Raw genomic sequence first — 19,546 nt, 5'->3', positions numbered from 1 at the left:
GGATAGGCTTTCTCTTTTTACGCTTTATTTAAACCTTGTATCAATCAACTAGACATTAATTGTTATTGGTCATTCTTCACTTGCCATTCTAACTTATCTAACAACGACGTATAATCTACTTTACTAAAATCAGTCACATCGAATGTATAGAGCGTCCCCAATTCAAATTGTTCATATTGCCGTTTATCGATGATCGCGCGAAACTCTTCTTTCGTAATATGATTCGTTCCTAACGATCGATCTGCTAAGGTATCTCCGTAATGGTAATGGTCCATGATATAGCTCAAATGACGCTCTGGATCACGATCTCTTTTGTAACGTCGTTGCCATAATACATCAAAGTCTGCATGCAAACGAATCGTAATCACTTCATAACCATATTTTTCAGCTAGTGCTTGTAAGGGACCTTTTTGTTTTTCACTAAATGGATACTCAGAAGCAATCACTTTCTTTCCTGCTTCCATATATAACTCCAACGCCTGATAAAAGAATGGATACACCTTCTTTTTTTCCTGCTCTGCTCGTTCAGCTAGATCATCAAAACCAAGAGATTCGGCATAATATTCCTTGATTTCATCTAAAGTAAGACGATACATCGTCGGAAACCGTTCGAAGAGTCGTTCCATCAAATAGGTTTTCCCCGTCCCAGGACTTCCTGCCAAAAGAAGCAAGTATTTTTTCTTATTAGCTCTTTCCTGCATAAATCTCACTTCCTGTATTCAAAAACAGTCCTATCTTGTGCTTAATGATTGCTTTTACTGCTTCGTTGGCTGGGATCACATTATGTCGCAACGACTTGCTGACTTCCGTTTCACCAAAGCTTTCTTTTGCTGTTTTGGTCCAATTGACTAGCAACTCTGTCCCAACATTGAATTTGCGGATGCCATGATTGATCAACTCCGGATAATCTTCCTCTTTCACACCAGTACCGCCATGGATCACTAAAGGAACATCCACCACTGCGTTGATTTCTTTCAATAGTGGAAGATTGACTTCTGTTTTTGATTTGAATTGCCCATGATTCGTTCCAATGGCAATCGCCAATGCGTCTACCCCAGTTGCTGCCACAAATTCCACTGCATCTTCAGGCTTCGTATAGACTTTATCATCTTCTGCTACATGGATTCCTTCTTCTGTCCCACCGATCGTTCCTAGTTCTCCTTCTACTGATACACCGTGTGCATGGGCATACTCAACCACCGCTTTTGTTTTCAGGATATTCTCTTTAAAAGGCAGATGCGAACCATCATACATCACCGAAGTATATCCACTATCGATCGCTTGTTTGATATCAGAGAAATCGCGTGCATGATCCAGATGAAGAACAGCGTCAACCATTTCTTCCTCAGCAATCGTTTTAACCACATTGACTAAAACATTCATCCCAATATATTTTGCCGTATCCACGCTTGTTTGAATAATGATCGGCGCACCCATTTCTTTTGCTGCCCGTAACATTTCCGGCAACATCTCTAAATTATGGGTGTTGAATGCCCCCACTGTGAAATTCAATGCTTCTGCTGTTTTCGTTACTTCTTTTAATGTCGTATACATCTCTTATATAGCCACCTTTATTCTTATTTATTTCCAGTAATCGTTAGTTTTTTAGCGATTTGTCGCATGTCGTCCATTTTACTCATGTAGCGATCAATCCCTTGGTCATCTCCTGCTCGCGCAGCTTCTGCTCTTTTTTCATTGTATAAAGACATCAATTTCTTATAGCCGTCATTGATACTTTTTTTCAATGACAAACTTTTTTCTAATTGCTCGATTGCTTGGTCTTTGTCCCCCAACTCAGCGGATTTAAGCCCAACTTCCTCGAATAATTTAGCTAATCGGTCTATTTCTTCTGTCTGATCGATTTCTTTTTTCAATTGTTCGATTGCGGCAAGAAGCGCTTCTTTCTCTTCAATTGAAAGCTCCTCGATTTCTACTGGTTGCTCTTTTTTCTTTTTTAAGAAGCCAAACATCATGATTCCCACTTTCATTTTAGAATGCTTTTAAAATCGGACTCAAGATCCAAGCGTAAAGTAACGCTGCCACTACCGTATCGACATCCGTTGCAGTAGCACTGACAAAGCCCATCGAATTGAAGATCGTTACCAGTAAAGCTGGCAATAACGTGATAAAGAATCCATGAGCGATACCACCGATGATTGCCCCTCGTCGTCCACCAACTGCATTACCGAAAATACCTGCCGTTCCACCAGCAAAGAAATTCGTCAACATACCTGGAAGAATCATCGCTAGACCAAACATTGGTAACACAAACATTGCAATGACCGTTCCGATCGTAGTGGTAATGAATCCTAAAATCACTGCGTTCGGACTATATGGGAAAAAGACAGGACAGTCCAACGCTGGAATGGCATCAGGAACTAGTTTCATCGCAATTCCACGAAATGCTGGCACGATTTCACCTAATAATAAACGGACACCCGAAAGCAATACATAGACACCTACAACAAACTGGATGGCTTGTAAGAAGGCAAACATGATATAGTTTTGACCACCAGATAACTCCGCGGCAAACGTCTCACCCGCAAACAATACTGTCACGATATAAAGTGGCACCATCACCACCATGACCGATAAATACGTGTCCTGTAAAAATTCAAAATGAGCCGGTAACTTGATATCTTCAATCGATTTCTTGTTCTCGCCTTTTTCACCAAAGATTTTCGCTACTCCAGCCTCAAATAAATAACCGATCGTACAAAAATGCCCCAAAGCGATATCATTTGAACCAGTGACCTTACGAATGATTGGTTGAGCGATTGCTGGCATCGCCACAGCAAAAACCGCTCCAACAAAACCACCAACTAAAATCAAGACCAAGCCACGTAAGCCGGCGAAATACCCAAATACTGTAGTCATAGTTGCCATCCATAAGATTGCCTGGCCAGTCAAGAAAATATATTTCCATCGAGTAAAACGAGCAAGTAGAATATTAAAGACAAAAATAGCTAAAAATGTTAATGCGATATCTCTACCTAAGCCTAATTCATTCATCGCTTGACCGTTGATGGCTTCAATGGATGGAATGATCCCCTCCATTTGGAATCCTTCTGTAAAAATTTGTCCAAAATACGTCAAGCTACCAACAATGATACTTGAACCGGCACTTAAAACTTGAAACCCTAACAATGTTTTCAACGTACCTGAAATAATTTGACCAGTTGACTTCTTTTGTAGAATCAGCCCTAACATTGCAATCAAAGCAATCGTGATTGACGCTTGTGTCAGAATGTTCTCAATGATGAAATTGATAACGCCCATAGTCTCTCCCCCTAATTTTTCTTAATTAAATGGCTCCTTTACTTTGTAAAACGGGTGTTAATTTTTCTTCGATCTCAACTTTTGACACGATATTTTTTAAATAAACCATGGCTGTTGTCGGATCAATCGTAAATTTTTCAAATTGCGAACGGAAATTCTCAGCGGTAATGATCACATCTGGTTTCATTGAAACCGCTGAAGAAATATCGCAGTGATCCAGCTTGGCTGTTACCCCTAGTTTGTTCAATACATCCTCGGCTGACATTTGAGCCGCAAAACTACTTCCTAGTCCTGCTCCACATACAAATAAAATATTCAATTTATTCATTTCACTCTCTCCTTCTATCTACTTAAATAGTAGTTGTTTAAATGAATCCACATTCGAACTTTCGATCAAACGATTCAATTTCGTTTCATCGTTGATCAACTCGATCAGCTCTTTCATGATCGTCAGATGGGAATACGAGTCGACTGCTGCTAAACAGAAAATGATTTTTACTGGATCCATCTCGTCATTTCCAAAAGCGATAGGCTGACGGATCGTAGCGACACTCACCCCTAACTTATTGACACCATCTTCTGGTCTCGCATGCGCTAATGCCAGGTGTTTACCGATGACGATATAGGCCCCATACTCTTCCACTGCATGGACCATCGCATCGACGTAACTCGATTCAATGATGTTTTCTTTCAGTAATGGCTTAGCCACTCGTTCAATAGCTTCTTGCCAATTTTCCGCGTGTTCTTGGATCAATATATGGTTATCTGTCAAAATGTCTTTTAGCATTGGTTGGATCTCCCTTTTATTGATTTCTAAATGATTTTGCTCAAATAATGTTTCTAGTTTGGTATAGATTGGACGATCGATCTTGCCGCCGCTTTCTTCCACGATTCGTAAAACATTGGCGAATAGTTCCGTTTGTCCATTTTCTGTTGGAATCATCCGCTGGACCTTTTGATGAAGGGACAAAAATTCTGCGACGATTGGTCGATTCGCATCGGTTAAAATAGGCTCCAACACAAGCAGCGGTTTATTCTGACCAGACAATTGAAACGTACTGAAAATCAGGTCGACATCTAACTTATCGACTAACTCCGCTTCTTTTGAACTCAATACAGCAACAACTTCAATCTGCGGGAATTTCTCTTTTAAATTTTCTGCTAATAGATTGCCTGTCGCCACTCCATGGTTACAAACCACCACTGATTTATAAATATACGTAATATTCTGTTTGATCGAGCTTGCGATCGTTGAAAAATGGATGACTAGAAAAGCCAGTTCATCGTCAATCACCCGCCCACCAACTACTTCTTCGATTGTTGGCACAAATAGAGCAACGGCATCATAGATTGGACCGTAATTCACTCGGATATTTTCTTTCAATGGATTCGTCACTTGGATGCGATGTTTGATTCGAACAATCAGAGCCGTCATATGTTTATAAAGATTTTCACACAGTATTTCTTCTTTCAAATGAAACGGAATATGGGTTTGTTCCTCCACGAACTTGATCAGTTGGATCGTTAACAATTGGGCTTGGACCCATTCAAGAGAATTGTTGATATCTTTTGTGCTAAATGTCTCAATCGTAAAGCGTAGATAGTTTCGTTCAACAGGGGGAATGTCCGTCAATTCAAAGTCAACAATGACCTGCTCAATAAACTCAGAAAAACGATTTTCCTCATCAGCGAGATTTTTCCAATTGATAGCTGAGATCAATTCATGCTTTCTGACTCGTTGTATCCAAATCATCGTAAACAACAGTAACTGATTTTTATAAATATCATCTTCTTGTTTCACCATAGTGTTTGTATAGATTGCTTCTAATTTTTTGATTTCTGACAGCGGAAAATAGCGATGGAAAATTTTTTGAGCTGCTGTGACTTTCGTGTCATTTCTTGCTGAAAAATCGATTCGCCCTAGATTCTTATTGATCAAGTCATAAATCATCGTCCTGATCGAACGCTCTGCCCCTTGATAAACCAACCCTTGTTTACCATAGCTAACAATCTCAATGCCATATTTGACCAAGTCAGCTCGTAAACGTCGCATATCTTCATCCATCGTACTTTTGGAAATCATGAATGCTTCTTCCTTACGGTTCAAATAAATCGGCTGTTGTTCATAAGCAATCGCTAACACTAGATCAAAAGTACGTTCATCACGATTCAGTAACTCCTCTTGATACGCAACCAATGCGTCTGCTAATCTTTTCTCTTCCTCTTTATTTAAACGCAGTAGAAACCCCTTTTTTCGAATCGTTTGGATTTCTGCTAATTGTTGCGCCCGCAACCAACTGTTTGCATCAAGAACATCTTGGCGAATCGTCCGTTGACTTACTTGGTGTTCTAATGCTAATTGTTCCGCTTTGATCGGATAGTGATAAGATCGAAATCTTTGAAGTAATTCAACCGTTCTAGTTTTCATATGATTGATTTTCCTTTCTGAACCAAGTATATGTTTGCGCTTTCAAATAAAAAAGTAGAACTTTCTGCCAATTAAGTTGGCAGAAAAGTACGAACTCACTTGCTCCTCTTTCAAAGAAGGTATAAAAAAATCACCTACCTTTGAGAAATGAGCCGCGCAAGCCAAAAATAGAACTCCTATTTTTAGCTTGCGCGGCTCATCTCCAGAAGTTTTTTCTGGGCGATTGCTTATTCGATTGTATAGAAATAACTATTTGTTCCAACAAAATAGCTACCTCTTCACTCGTTTTAGTTGTTTGATCCCTACCAATAGAATCGCTAAATAATTGAAGAAATAACTTAATCTTTGACAAAAACCTAGTTTATCTAAAATTGGAAGATGATTCAGCACGGGTATCCTTGCCAATCCGTAAATCAACGCACTAAGCAAACTCAAAATTACTACGAGGACATAACTTCTGCCGATTGGTTGATCTGCCTCTTTTCGATAAAGCAACAAAGCAAAAACTGGAAATAAAAGAAATCCAGTATAACCTAAACTAGAACCAATATTATGCACCCACGATGAAAAATCCCATGAAGTAGCCTGTGTATTGAGACTAAACAAGCCTGTAAACAGGCAGTCTCCGATCGCATAAAAGCTTAATGAAACCACTAACCACTTCGCTAAACGAGTAGATATGTTTGCAAATGACGTATACAGTGCAGGTAAGGATAAAACAAACAAGATTCCTGAAATAACAGAAAAAATAAGAAAAGACCCTCGCACTGGACTTGCTACGTCACCAAACACGCTGATCGGCATTGTCAATTGATCTAACCCTGGGTAGAACAACCCCAGAACATAGGGTGTCGAAAAATCACTCAACACGCCTAAAAATAAAAAATATATCCCATATCGTCTCAAAAAGTCCATCTTCTCTTCCGTTCTATTTTCTATTCTCATATACAGAATAACATTTTCAATTTAATACCAAAACAAAAAAATTCTTTCTATTCTGACACATTGAGTGGTTCAGAATGTAAGAATTTTTTTGCAATACTTGTTTACTTTCTCTACTATTACGTAAGATTATCCTGCCAAAATCAATGACTCACGTCAACTTAGGTTAAGTTAATTGATAATGAATTGCTTCTTTATACGTTTCAAATAATTCGGCATTCAATTGATCCCCACCATCTATATTAGCAGAATAGAAGATCGGTGGATGTTCGATTCCTTCAGCAATCAACCGTTCACAAACTTCTACAATGATCGTATTGAGAATTGACGCACCAATGACCGTAGAAGAAGGTCCGACTTTTTGTGATAATCCGGTTAGCTCACAACAAGCATCGCCAACATCCCCATGGTTATCGATCACGACATCTGCTTTAAAAGGAATCGTTTCAGCTAGCGCTGTTCCATACCCTAACACTTATGTTTTATGAAATAAACTACTCCATGCGATTCTTCTCCTAATATCTCTCTAAAAATTCTTGGTGAAGGAGTCAACTCTCGACTTTTGTGTTTATTTTCTCAACAACCCTACAAATAACCACAGTTATCATTGATTCTATATTGAATTTCGTTATGTTCTAAGTTAGGATATTGTTATCTGCCTTTCTTTGAAAAGGCTATCATTTTTTGTTTTATGTACAATATTTGAAAGGTGTTTACGATTTTGAGAAAAAAATATAGAAAAGATTACGGCTCTCTAACTATTTTTATTGCCTGTGCGATGATCATTTTGCAAAGAGTGCTAAATTCTGCAATAACGATTCCTGCATATTCCATTAATCCCGGAAGGTTTTATCTTTATTCCTTTTTACAAGCGACTGTTGTTATTGGGACCAACTTAATTCCACTTTATCTGGGGTATCATTATAAAAAAATTGCACAGTTGAAAGTCTATCATTACTTAAGCAGGTTTTCATTCATTTATATCTTGTCTGCTTTAGTTGCGAATATCTTTTTTTATGTTCAGTCTAATGTATTGAATCTAAGAGACTATTGGTTGCTATTTACACCAATCAGTCAAAACTATTTGACCTATGCCGTATCTTGTATTTTACTTTTCATCAGCATCCCTTATGTCATCCGTTTTTTAGAAAAGCAACCTTCACCTACAATAAAAAGATTTTTATTATTTTCAACCTTGCTGCTGGTAGGTAGTTCAACACTGTTCAATAAAGATCCCTTTGCTTTACAAAATGGCAACAATATTATCTGGATTTTCTATCTATTTTTATTTGGCTATGGGCTAAAGAAATGGAAATGGGACGAAAAAATTCGTTTTAAAATCCCTCAAGCTTTTATTGCTTTACTGTTTTTAGTGGGAACGATTCTATTTATGGTTCAAATTTCATTGATCGTACGAGGAAATGCAGATACAGCTACACGGTTTATTACGCCTCATTCACTTTTTACCATGTATTACACCGTCACGTCCTTTCTGTCATTTGAACTAATATCTGAAAAATTAAAACTAAAAGCTTCGGGGACTTTTCTAGCTACGCTCTTGATCGTTACTCAAATCGTTTGTAACTGGTCCCTAGTAACCTATCGTGTCTCCGTATTCATGAAGCGGGAATTCCCCAATTCTGGAAGAGCTTGGTTACTGAACCTTGGACAATTTTTCGGCTATTATCTCTTAGCTGTCTCACTATTATGTATCGTTCTATTTTATCTACAAAAAATCCGATTCGTCCAACGACTGATCGAATTCTTTGCTTTTGATTCCCTCGATGAACTTGCTGCCAAATGTCATGGAGTTAAAAACTGGATAGTTAGTCACAAAAGCTACTTTTTCGTTGCACTCTTTTTCTATTTGTTCACATTTACACAAATATTTTTATTGGAGCAAAGAGAAACTTGGAAACAATCAATCAAAATTGCACTTGAAATTTTCACTCAACGACAAGCCCCGATGGTTTTGACCGTTTTGATTATTATGGGATTCTTTTTCTTGCTGTTACTACTTGCTAATCGATTTTGGTACGCTTTTACAGCAACCTTGATCATTAATTTACTGCTGACCATTTCAACTATCCTTAAAATGGAAATGCGTGAGGAACCTGTCTTTCCATCTGATTTAAAAATGTTGGCTGGGCTATCTGAATTGATGTCTATGGTCAGTCCGATCGTGTTCATTGCTGGTGGTCTTGTTTTGATTTTCTTGACCTTTACCAGTGTGATCATGCAGCGTCGTTTACAAAAAAAATATTCAGTGAACGTTCATTGGAAACGCCGTATCATTGGAATTCTTTTATTATCATTCTGTTTTTCTGGTGTGTTTTTTATCAATCAAAAAAATTCACCTTCATTTATTTTATTCAATTTATTTAGAGTAAACAAAACATTCCTTGATCAAAAAAGTGCCGTAAAAGACAACGGTCCGATCATTCAATTTTTAAATAATATTGATATTCAAATCATGGAAAAGCCTGAAGGATATTCAGAAGAAGCCATTAATGAAATCATGGAAAGATATAATACACGGGCACAAGAAATCAATCATACAAGAAATGAATGGTTAGCAAATCAAACCATTATATTAAATCTAAGTGAAAGTTTCAGTGATCCTGACCGTGTACCAAATCTAACCGTACACAATGATCCAATTCCTTTCGTTAAAAGTAAACTGGCAGAGGAAACAAGCGGATTGATGCTATCCGTCGGCTATGGCGGTGGAACTGCCAATATGGAATGGGAAGGGCTAACTGGTCTAAGTATCAGTAATCTATCTGCTTCCTTGGTCACTCCTTACACACAATTAGTTGAACGCCAAGATATCAGTCCAAATATTACTAATCTGTTCGATGAAAAAATCGCTATCCATCCATTTACAGCAGCTCTTTATCGCCGGAGACAAGTCTTCGACAAATTTGGATTTGATCAGTTTTATTATGTAGATGGTCCAGATGAATTAGCCTATACAGATACGATTGGAAGGAATCCCTATATTTCCGATGAATCTGCTTACAAAGATACGTTGAGAGTATTGAAAAGTAACTTGGAGTCTTCCCAATTCATCCAGTTGACCACGATGCAAAACCATATGCCTTATGATGATTATTATGATGAATTAAATTATACAGCTGAAGGGACCGCTGTTATTGCAAGCAGATATAGCGAATTACAAACATTTATGCAAGGTCTCCATTATACCGATGAAGCAGTCAAAGAATTTATTCAAGAAATCGATAAAATTGAAAAACCGATCACCTTTGTTTTTTATGGGGACCACTTACCCTCATTATACAGTGGAAATGATTCAAGAAGATATGGATTAGAGCAACGACAAACTGATTATTTTATTTATAGTAATAAATATAGTCGTGAACAAAGCAATCAATTATTTAAAGAAGTGGTTTCACCAAACAATTTCGCTCCAATGGCATTGGAACAAGCAAATATCAAAGTGACTCCTTATTATGCACTGCTTACAGATGTAGCAAATCAACTACCTGCGTTGACAATCGATCCTACACAAAGCGTGTCTAATCGTTTTAATGGAGAGCAAGTATTCGTTACAGAAGAAAAACAAATGATCCATCTTCAGGACTTGCATAAAGAACAGCAACAACTTTTTACTGATTATCAATTGATACAGTATGACCTTGTAGCTGGTGAACAATATAGTGCTTCATGGGCCGAACAAGGTATTCAAGATTATCAGAAATAGTCACTTCTTCAAAAAAGACACTAGCATCCGAAAATCATATGATTTCGGACGCTAGTGTTTTTCTTTTAACCGTGTCTTGTCAAAATTGCTTATCGCAGAATAAATTTCAGTGATAGAAAGAATCATTCAAGAATTGGTACTCTGAATCGTATCAATTCAATTCACTCAAGCGACTTTTTATCGAAACATCCTCCCCATTTCTTTTTCGAGCACCTAGTTCACCAATTGCTGTAAATAATAAATCACTTGAAGAATTTAGCGCTGTTTCAACTGAATCTTGGATGACACCTATAATAAACCCGATTCCTACAACTTGCATCGCAATGTCATTTGAGATCCCAAATAGACTACAAGCTAACGGAATCAGCAATAATGAACCACCAGCTACTCCAGAAGCACCACAAGCTGCTAAAGCCGCCAAGATGCTTAAAATCAATTTCAAACCAAAAGAAGCTTCAATACCTAGCGCTTGGACAGTCGTTAAAGTCATCACTGTAATCGTAACTGCTGCGCCCCCCATGTTGATCGTTGCTCCTAATGGAATCGAGATCGCATAAGATTCTTTTGTCAATTTCAGCTTTTCTGCCAACATCATATTGATTGGGATATTCGCCGCAGAACTACGCGTAAAGAAAGCAGAAATAGCACTTTCCTTTAGGCAAAAGAAAATCAATGGATAGGGATTTTCTTTGATAAATAAAAAAGTAAGTAATGGATATACTACCAAAGCAACAAAAAGCATCGTACCTACTAAAACAAGAACTAGTTGAAGGTACTCAGCCAAACCAGCAAGTCCTGTCGTTGCAATCGATTCATAGACTAAACCTAAAATACCGATTGGCGCAAAAGAAATAATCAGCTGAACCACGTGTGATAAGGCCACTGAAACTTGATCGACAACTTCTTTAGTTGCTTCCGTACGTGTGCGTAACGCCAACCCTAATAATACAGCCCAAAATAACACACCTAAATAATTAGAATCAATAATTGCTTGAATCGGATTTTGAGTCACGTTGGTCAGCATCGTAGATAAAACAGTGCCTATATTTTGAGGTGCTTGTTCCGAAACTGTTTCTTTTAGCGTGATCGGTACTGTAAAAATAGAGCTAGTGATCACCGCAACAAAAGCAGCTAAAAAAGTGCCCCCTAGATACAAGCCTAAAATCGGCTTCACAAATGTTTCGTTCCCCATCTTGTGTTTCGCAATCGAAGCTGCAGTCAAGAAAAACACTAACAACGGCGCGATGGCTTTTAAACAACTAACGAATAACGTTCCTAATAAAGCAATAAATCCCCAGGTCGGTAAGAAAATACCAAATATTATACCAATTAAAATACCACAACCAATACGTTGAACTAACGAAAGCTTCAAAAATTTCTCTAACAAACAATCACCCCTTTATAGTTTAACAACCATTCTAACATCTTCGTGAGAGAAACAAAAGGGTAATTTTCAGAAAATTCTTGTTATTTTACATATTTCTACACTTCACGAATAAAATAACTAATTTCTTTGTTTTATAATAAAATAAAAAAAGCCATCATTACGATTCTATACGCAGATTACAATGATGACTTTTATAACTATTTTCTTGATAAAACCATTTGTTTACCTTAAATACTAATTTAGCCCACATACATACACTCTATCAATCCAAAAATATCGGTTGAATAAAATCTGCTTGCCAACTTTTGTCTTTTTCAGAGTAGTTGAAATACCATACTTGCGAGAAATACAGCCGTTCTCGCTTATCACCCGATATCAATTGCTGATTCTTTCGATCAACTAAATAATCAAAACAACTAAAATCGATTCGAATAGAAAAACTATTTTCATTGATTTGTCGATAGTTGCCCAATTCTTGAATAGTTATTTTCGTTGTATGATTTCTTACACCTTCGTCTTTATTCTTTTGTAGCACCTGCTGATGTTCTTCAAACAATCTTGGTGTGTAACAGTTCTTGACTTTTTCAGGCGCTTCTTCTTCCCAAGCCTTTTGTATTGCATAAAATACTCTGTTGATTTCAGAAAGTAGTTTTTTCTTTTCGCGTTTTGTTCCTGGCATTCTTGATAACAAATCATTGAATTCCACGTATTGCACACGCTTTTTTTTAACTAAAGGAAATACGATTATACTTCCTAATGATAAGCCAATATAGAGAAAATTCTCTGATTCACTCATGCTAGTAGTTGATCGATCATCCCGATAATAGGAATTGGAACCGCCCCCTATCGAACCGCCACCAGAGCCACCACCTGTTGAACCACCACCATGACCGCCTGCTACAGCAAAAGCTTGAACGGGCATAAAAAATAAAAAAGCCATGATCAATAGACAAATCACCTGATAATTTTTCTTCATCTGGACCCTCTTTCCCAATCCCCCACGATGATAGCTTATCAAATAATTATTATAAGATTCCTATGGAACAATGAATGATTTCCTAATTTTTCTTTGGTTGGTAGGAATTATCGATAGATACTAAAAGATACATCATTTATACTTCTAATATTTAAAGGTGGACTAAAAAAACATACACATTCTATATAAACTGAATTTTTGGAAATTCTAGTAGTCATATTCTTTCTTTTAAATATTCCTTTTCTGTTTATTCCTATAATCGATTAAAATGCTGATTTTAAAATATATACTCATTTCAGTTGATAATCTTTTATAGAATTTTTATCTTTTTTCAATTTGGTATTTAGAAGATACATCTGGAACTTCTCCTAAATTTGATATAATTTTTCCAAATATTAACGAAATTGTAGGTGATACTAATGAAACAAAAATAACCACCCAAAAGTCACCTGACAAAATTGCGGATATAAATAAGTAGCTTACAAACATACCATATACACATGATAAAAAATTACTCAGAACCACATAAATTTTTGACTTTGTATTTTCAACAAGTACTAACTGTACAATTGTCGTATCTTTAACTATTTCTTGCACTTTTTTATTGCTATGTAATAGTCGACAGATTGATACTATTCCATATGTACTAAGAAGACTGCCAATCAATAGAGCTAAGTATATTGATTCTAGATAGCCCAAATATATAAGAAAAGGGCTAATTACAATGACTCCGAAAATCCCATAAGATTCAGGAACATAAAATTGTCTTTCAGGTATTTTTTCACCTTCAATAATTTCCTCTAATCCAGTTACTTTATAAGCAATCCAACTTTTTTTCCGAGCATTGTTATAAAAGTTACTGAACGGAAAAAAATTTCTCAACCTAATTAACTTAAAATAATCAACAATGTACAATCCATCATGTAATTCCAGTAAATAATATCTGCCATTAATTCTTTTAATATCTTGGACACAGTTGTTTTCTATCATCTAAAGCCTCCTCCAAGTTTCTCAGTTGATCCGGAAAAAATTTATCCATATAAGCTATTATTTGATTACTTTCAAAACAGCTCTATAGTATTTCATTTCTATTATTCCATATTAATAACTAAATTTTAAAAGCCAAAAGTTTCTGGTTCTTCTTCAATTTCTCTTTCAATCACTAATTTAGGATAAGGCACATTTTTCATGTTTTCTGCATAAGAATCAGCAAATGCTACTTCTTGCTCATTTCGATAACCTTCAAATAAGACTTTCTTTATATCTTCATCATTAAAAAAAGCAAAATTAGATTCCGCTATTACACCTTGCGGATAACCTAATGCAGAATAGTCAAAATAGCCAATTGTTCCTTCATTATTAAAAAGCTGTGCTCGTCCAACAATAATAAGTTTGATGTCTCCACCTTTTAACAGCACTACACTTCCCAATGGTAAAATATGTTTATTGATCATGAAATTTTCCTTCCTTCATTTGTTTTTTTAGTATTTTTATCGCTTTCTTATATGTAAATGGCCGAACAGAATCCTGTAATAAAATAATCACAAAACAACCAAGCGAAACAATTATCGCCAAATCGATGGGCAGCATCTCACTAATTAAACAGATAAAGGAACCTATTATATACCCAGTTATTAAAACTAATTGAGTCCACCAAATTATTTGTAGATCCCCTTGGTTAGCAATTATTTTTTTTACTTGTTTTCTGTCGAAATCTTTATATATTTTTTCTCCTTTTATTTTATTCATTATAGTTAAGCCTATAGCTTTAGCAGCTAAATAACCTATCGCAGAAAACAGTATGTAATTGATGATAGGTGGTATGCTAGACATGAAATCTAACTTTTTAGTAAGGAAAGGAATAACTATCATGGAACCAAATAATCCTAATAATACTACTAGCGATTTTGAATATTCTTCATGTTCCCCTGTAAATTTTTGTATAAAAAGTTTTTGATTGTTAAAATCAAAATAGATGGTTTCATTTGTTGTTCTGCGTAGTAATGGCACCACATTCTCTTTCATCCGAATACACCACCCAATGTTTTTCCAAAAAATGCAAATGTAACCCCAATATTATTTTTAAGATTTTTCAATTTGTTTTTCGCTGTAATTGTAAATTCTTCCACTACTTTTTCTGCCTTTCCCGATTCAAACCAATCATAAAATTTACTACCCAAATAGCCTACTCCTATCCCTAATACTGCTCCCGTCATAGTCCCTAAAATTGGAACAGGAATTACTGTTCCAATTGCTGCACCAATTTTTGCACCTGTAGCTTGTATAGTTGTATGCACAACTGTATTTTGTACAGCCCGTCCAACATTATTATATTTTTTCATTTGGTTATCGTACTCAAAAGCAGCTCCTACTACAGTACCTGCTACCCCTATTCCTTTCCATATTTTATTATTACTAATCACATTAATTGAGTCTAAAAAATCATCACTAACACTCTCTAATGCTTTAGCATTTCGCGTTGTACGTGAAAATGTGTAGTTTGCTACTGTTCTTGAACCCAACTTTATTGCTCTAATCTTCTGCTTCTGTCCATATATCTTTAAGCCCCTTAATGCTCCCTCAGCAATGTTATAAGCATAATCTGTCCATCCAGTAATTTGCTCTAACACTTCCTTCGTATCAGAAGAATTGTATTGGATATCTATAAACCACTTTTTATTCGTTCCCTCTGGTAACAAATATGAACCATCTGTCCTCACTTTCGTATTCTTTAATACTAATACACCCTGCATCGCCAGTTTCAATTCATCCAAACTATGACTGAATAATCCACTAGTTTGAGAATTGAAATTATGTAATTTTTTTAGCTTGTTTTGTATTTGATCAATATCTTGTTGAAAGCTCTCTGACATACGATCTAGATCTCGTTGGACATTTAGCAAAGTTTCAATAATACCGACGAACGGATTACTTTGTGCTTGGGATCGGATAAAAGCAGAAGTCGTGTCTACTGATGCTTTCATTGTCCGTGTCGTCGCCAGTTGCTGGTTCAGTTTGTTTTCATCCAAGTATCCTTCCATAGCTACGATTTGTTCCGCAACTTTATACCTCTGAAGCTCTTGTTCAATTTTTTCAATCGCATCCGTTGTTCTTGTAATTGTCGGAATGATCAATTCACTAAATAATCCTTTTCCTGCTGTATATGCTGCGCCGGATAGTTCTTTTCCATTGACAGCTGATATGATTTTTTGACTTCCTCTCTTTAGTTGATTGATCGTTTCTCTACTACTTGCTAGATTCTTTTTAAGCGCTGACATAAAGTCTGATGATTCTCCACTCACATAAACTAATCCCACTCGAATGTTCTCCTTTCTGCAAACAACTCTTCTCTTTCTCCTTCTAATACTTGTAAAGTTTTACTATAAGAAACATCCAATTCTTCATATGCCTGATGAAATCGTTGTTGAAATGCTCGTTGCTTTACTTCATACTCCTTCTGCAGCCAAATTGCATTGGACATGCCTTGTTGGATATCTTCATGATTCGTTTCAGAGAGTTGGCGAAAACCTATTTGAAGTACTTTTTCTAATTGAAAGAGTTGGTTTTCTAAGATACGTTTTCCCTTTGCTAATTCATCTTGTTGGTGTTCCACTTTCAGCATTTGTTTTTGATTCTCATAAATCCTTTCATTGTCTATTGCCATTCGTTCACCTTCCTAGAGATTTGATTGTTGGTTTCTTGAAACGTTCTTTCTTCATAAACGATAGGTGTTTGTCCTTTAGATGTTGATCTTCTTAAACTAAATACGCATTTCATAAAAAAACTTTTCTCCTTACTTAAAAGTCACATAAAATAACTTGCCAAATATTTATTAAATATTCCACACTCTTTAATTTTAATATGAAAATACCTCTAAATTATTAATATATCATAAAATATCGTTTTAGTTTCATAATCGTTTAAATAACTAAAATTAATTTTAGTTATCTTATATATATTTTTCTTCAATAAGAAAATTTGATTTTTTATAGATTAAAAAAGACTCGGAATCTGTTATAGCATACTGTCTTTCAATTATGATACTGGGCTAGAAAATACAGAAGAAATGCTTTTTTCAAAGTAAATAAGGTATTCCTATCATCAAATAGGAATACCTTATACATAGATTATTTTCTTTCTAAGGGGAAAAGCATACAACACTAGCTATGACACTTGTTATCATCTGTATAGCCAGATCAACATTTCAACTTTTAATGCCAATTTTAATAGTTGTTTGAATATTTCCTACTCCTCTTCCGTGTCTAGGGATCACCTACATCATAGTTAAAAACATTTGTCTTGTTTCATCCGAATCATCTTTATTAAATATCTTGATAAATTGTTGATAGTCACTTATCTTATCTTCAGGGATAGGAATTAGTTGTCTACTCTCTTCTGTTTCACTTTGATAAAGCCCCCACTGACTTAACAAATTGAATAATTCATCCGCAATACGTATATCTCGCTCACGAATTTCATCTAAGCCCCAATCATCATGAGAATTGGATAATTCACGCAATATACCGACTCTTGATTGATTGTAAATTTCTTTTTTCTTTGTAAAATAACCGTTACTTGCAGTGATATTCAGCTTTTTCTCGAATGGTATTTTATTTCCTATATGTTCTACTAGACTTCTTACTTCTTTATCTGATGTAGTAGGAAAATAAGTCGGTTGCCATTTTTGAGGGAAGATGTGCTCGATCTCCCATTTTTCGGGCAATAGATCTTCCTGATGTTGATAGGAAATCATCTTCAGTATCATGCGTACTGTATTACGATGGGCATCTTTTATTTTTTCCTTTAATTCTTTTTCATCTATCGGAGTAAAGTCAAACTTAGGTTTAGGTGATTTGACAATTTCCGCATTCAAATTCAAGATCCCTCTTTTTACTGCGTTAATTGTCGGAGTTACAATGTATCTAGCTGACAATGTTGCCAATAAACGACGAAGAAATGCTAAAAAATCATCCTCAAATTCAACACTTTTATGATAATGCAAATAATAAGTCACGACTGGATATTTCCAAAATTCATTAGGATAGGAAGTTAAACAATCAAGCACTTGCTTAATCTCTTTATTTTCCGACCACGGTTGACCATCGAGTGAATTTCTATTATTTACTACAATCCATAAATTAAGTATTGTATTCAGATTAGTTAATACATCATCGGAATATAATCGTTCAAAATTATTTTTTGAGTAATATTTCCTTACTCCAGGTGTTGTAGTATTACGATCATTCTCCAATGCTCTCAAATAAAACATATAATAATAAAATAGTTTTTGAATACTTTCATTAGCATTAGTAGCCTCTTCATCCAGTTGCTGCCACTTTTCTATGAAATCATTTTTCCCTTCAACATCCAAATGATTATAAATTTTTGCTTTGAAGATATCTGCGTCTGATAACGCAAGTCCTCGATCATTCAATGTGGAGAAAATAGTCAGCGCTGTATCCTGAGTATCCGCAGTGATTGGTAATAAGATAGCCTTATTCAATATATTACTAATAAAACGATAAAATGACAGTGGTTCATTCGTTGCATAATCATTTAGTAACTGTTGGATCAAAATATAATTTTTTGAATAATTACTTTTTGATTTAACATCAGCTTGACCCCTTACTAGGATATTGGCAAATTCTTCATTGCCTTCATCCCCCATTACCTTAGACCTGATTAAAATTTTATCTAACTTAACCTCGCCAGTTAGATCATCTTGTTCCCATAAGGCAGGTTCAATTTGACTCTTCAAGAATACTGCTTCTTTCTCACTACTATTTTCTAATTTACCATAGATCACTCTAAGTAATAAAAATAGCGTAGTTATCCGTTGCTGACCATCAATGATTTCTTGCTCTTGTTGTTCATTTTCATAAGCCACGATACTCCCCAAAAAATAAGTACTCTCGTTATTATTGGCAGTGTACTCTGCTAAGTCATCAAACAACACTTGAATTTGTTCGTCAGTCCAGGCATATGGACGTTGATATTCTGGAATAACAAATTTTTTGAGTTTTCCTGTTTCAAGAAATTGCCTCACACTTTGTTTGTTCACTTCGATTGTCGTTGTCATAATTCAAACCTCCGAAACGGCACTATTTTTAGGTATATATCTATTTACTTTATTCTAACATAGCTGATATAACCGCATGACTTTTTTAATAGATAACAGATTTTATAATATTTTACTTTGCGATCCTCACTTATGATACGGAGCCCCCGTATTGATCCGAAACGCACGATAAATTTGCTCAACGAGGATCAGGCGCATTAGTTGATGCGGATAGGTCATTTTGCCGAAGGAGATTTGGGCATTGCTGCGTTGCATGACATCGTCGCTTAATCCTAGTGACCCACCGATGACAAAGACGAGCTGACTTTTTCCTTGGATGCCTAATTGGTCGATTTGTTTGGCAAAGGCTTCGCTTGTAGGATTTTCTCCTTGGATTGCTAGAGCGTAGACATATTCATGATCTTTGATTTTTGAAAGAATACGTTCGCCTTCTTTTTCTTTGACTTGACGCATTTGGGCATCGCTTAGATTTTCTGGTGCTTTTTCGTCAGGTACTTCGACTAGTTCGATTTTCCCATAAGCTTTAAGTCGCTTGACGTATTCATTGATTCCTTGTATCAAATATTTCTCTTTTAATTTTCCAACTGAAATAATTTTTATATTCATAATATTTTCTTTCCCTCGTTCTTTCCTATCGAATTTTACCTTCTTATTATAATAGAGGATGCTTATTCAACAAAGAGATTTAAAAAAGTTTTCCCACATAGTTATGCACATCTTCCACAGGTTTA

At 35.7% G+C, this 19,546-nt stretch carries 17 protein-coding genes and 1 pseudogene; 1 reads left to right on the top strand and 17 read right to left on the bottom strand.

The annotated features are described in order from the left end of the window. Window positions 1-62: 62 nt before the first annotated feature. The 8 genes and pseudogenes from DOK79_RS07580 to DOK79_RS07545 form a co-directional block, all read right to left on the bottom strand. Window positions 63-701: an AAA family ATPase gene (locus DOK79_RS07580; protein ID WP_206856782.1), complete on the bottom strand. Its 639-nt coding sequence runs from the start codon at window positions 699-701 to the stop codon at window positions 63-65. Beyond that, complete coding sequence (locus DOK79_RS07575; RefSeq protein WP_206856784.1) at window positions 685-1,554, bottom strand: class II fructose-bisphosphate aldolase; 870 nt, start codon at window positions 1,552-1,554, stop codon at window positions 685-687. Before DOK79_RS07575 ends, DOK79_RS07580 begins: the two co-directional genes overlap by 17 nt. A gap of 23 nt (window positions 1,555-1,577) precedes the next feature. Then, window positions 1,578-1,970, bottom strand: a complete 393-nt coding sequence (locus DOK79_RS07570; protein ID WP_206856852.1) for a tetratricopeptide repeat protein — start codon at window positions 1,968-1,970, stop codon at window positions 1,578-1,580. Between the two features lie 19 nt (window positions 1,971-1,989). Beyond that, complete coding sequence (locus DOK79_RS07565) at window positions 1,990-3,279, bottom strand: PTS sugar transporter subunit IIC (protein ID WP_206856786.1); 1,290 nt, start codon at window positions 3,277-3,279, stop codon at window positions 1,990-1,992. 25 nt (window positions 3,280-3,304) lie between these two features. Next, window positions 3,305-3,607: a PTS sugar transporter subunit IIB gene (locus tag DOK79_RS07560; RefSeq protein ID WP_206856788.1), complete on the bottom strand. Its 303-nt coding sequence runs from the start codon at window positions 3,605-3,607 to the stop codon at window positions 3,305-3,307. Between the two features lie 18 nt (window positions 3,608-3,625). Further along, window positions 3,626-5,707 (bottom strand): BglG family transcription antiterminator, encoded by a 2,082-nt coding sequence (locus tag DOK79_RS07555; RefSeq protein WP_206856795.1) that lies wholly within the window; start codon window positions 5,705-5,707, stop codon window positions 3,626-3,628. Window positions 5,708-5,977: 270 nt separating this feature from the next. Next, complete coding sequence (locus tag DOK79_RS07550; protein ID WP_206856797.1) at window positions 5,978-6,622, bottom strand: DUF998 domain-containing protein; 645 nt, start codon at window positions 6,620-6,622, stop codon at window positions 5,978-5,980. Window positions 6,623-6,815: 193 nt separating this feature from the next. Then, window positions 6,816-7,079, bottom strand: a pseudogene (locus tag DOK79_RS07545) (hypothetical protein); the annotation flags it as partial. 291 nt (window positions 7,080-7,370) lie between these two features. Between DOK79_RS07545 and DOK79_RS07540 the strand changes: the two are divergent. After that, window positions 7,371-10,373, top strand: a complete 3,003-nt coding sequence (locus DOK79_RS07540) for a sulfatase-like hydrolase/transferase (protein WP_242543299.1) — start codon at window positions 7,371-7,373, stop codon at window positions 10,371-10,373. A gap of 151 nt (window positions 10,374-10,524) precedes the next feature. On the opposite strand, the gene sstT is transcribed toward DOK79_RS07540, so the two are convergent. The 9 genes from sstT to rlmH form a co-directional block, all read right to left on the bottom strand. Then, window positions 10,525-11,760, bottom strand: coding sequence for a serine/threonine transporter SstT (sstT, locus tag DOK79_RS07535; protein ID WP_206856799.1), 1,236 nt, complete (start codon window positions 11,758-11,760; stop codon window positions 10,525-10,527). A 262-nt stretch (window positions 11,761-12,022) separates the two neighbouring features. Next, complete coding sequence (locus DOK79_RS07530; protein ID WP_206856801.1) at window positions 12,023-12,736, bottom strand: TIM44-like domain-containing protein; 714 nt, start codon at window positions 12,734-12,736, stop codon at window positions 12,023-12,025. Between the two features lie 321 nt (window positions 12,737-13,057). Continuing rightward, window positions 13,058-13,726: a hypothetical protein gene (locus tag DOK79_RS07525; protein ID WP_206856803.1), complete on the bottom strand. Its 669-nt coding sequence runs from the start codon at window positions 13,724-13,726 to the stop codon at window positions 13,058-13,060. A gap of 125 nt (window positions 13,727-13,851) precedes the next feature. Next, entirely contained in the window at window positions 13,852-14,190 is a 339-nt protein-coding gene (locus DOK79_RS07520; protein ID WP_206856805.1) for a DUF4176 domain-containing protein, read from the bottom strand. Continuing rightward, entirely contained in the window at window positions 14,180-14,761 is a 582-nt protein-coding gene (locus DOK79_RS07515; protein WP_206856806.1) for a hypothetical protein, read from the bottom strand. Before DOK79_RS07515 ends, DOK79_RS07520 begins: the two co-directional genes overlap by 11 nt. Continuing rightward, the gene (locus DOK79_RS07510) at window positions 14,758-16,053 is read right to left on the bottom strand and encodes a T7SS effector LXG polymorphic toxin (protein WP_206856808.1); all 1,296 of its coding nucleotides are present in this window, start codon (window positions 16,051-16,053) and stop codon (window positions 14,758-14,760) included. The genes DOK79_RS07515 and DOK79_RS07510 overlap by 4 nt, the downstream gene beginning before the upstream one ends. Next, a complete protein-coding gene (locus tag DOK79_RS07505) occupies window positions 16,044-16,400 on the bottom strand; it encodes a hypothetical protein (protein WP_206856810.1) in 357 nt (118 codons plus the stop codon). The genes DOK79_RS07510 and DOK79_RS07505 overlap by 10 nt, the downstream gene beginning before the upstream one ends. A gap of 609 nt (window positions 16,401-17,009) precedes the next feature. Next, a complete protein-coding gene (locus DOK79_RS07500; RefSeq protein ID WP_206856812.1) occupies window positions 17,010-18,815 on the bottom strand; it encodes a DUF262 domain-containing protein in 1,806 nt (601 codons plus the stop codon). A 126-nt stretch (window positions 18,816-18,941) separates the two neighbouring features. Then, on the bottom strand, window positions 18,942-19,421 hold the full coding sequence (gene rlmH / locus DOK79_RS07495) for a 23S rRNA (pseudouridine(1915)-N(3))-methyltransferase RlmH (RefSeq protein ID WP_206856814.1): 480 nt from the start codon (window positions 19,419-19,421) through the stop codon (window positions 18,942-18,944). Window positions 19,422-19,546 lie beyond the last annotated feature (125 nt).

The sequence above is a fragment of the Enterococcus sp. DIV1094 genome (assembly GCF_017316305.2).
Classification (GTDB): domain Bacteria; phylum Bacillota; class Bacilli; order Lactobacillales; family Enterococcaceae; genus Enterococcus_B; species Enterococcus_B mangumiae.
Note: the sequence above shows the minus strand (reverse complement) of the source record. Positions and strands in the feature narration are given on the sequence as shown.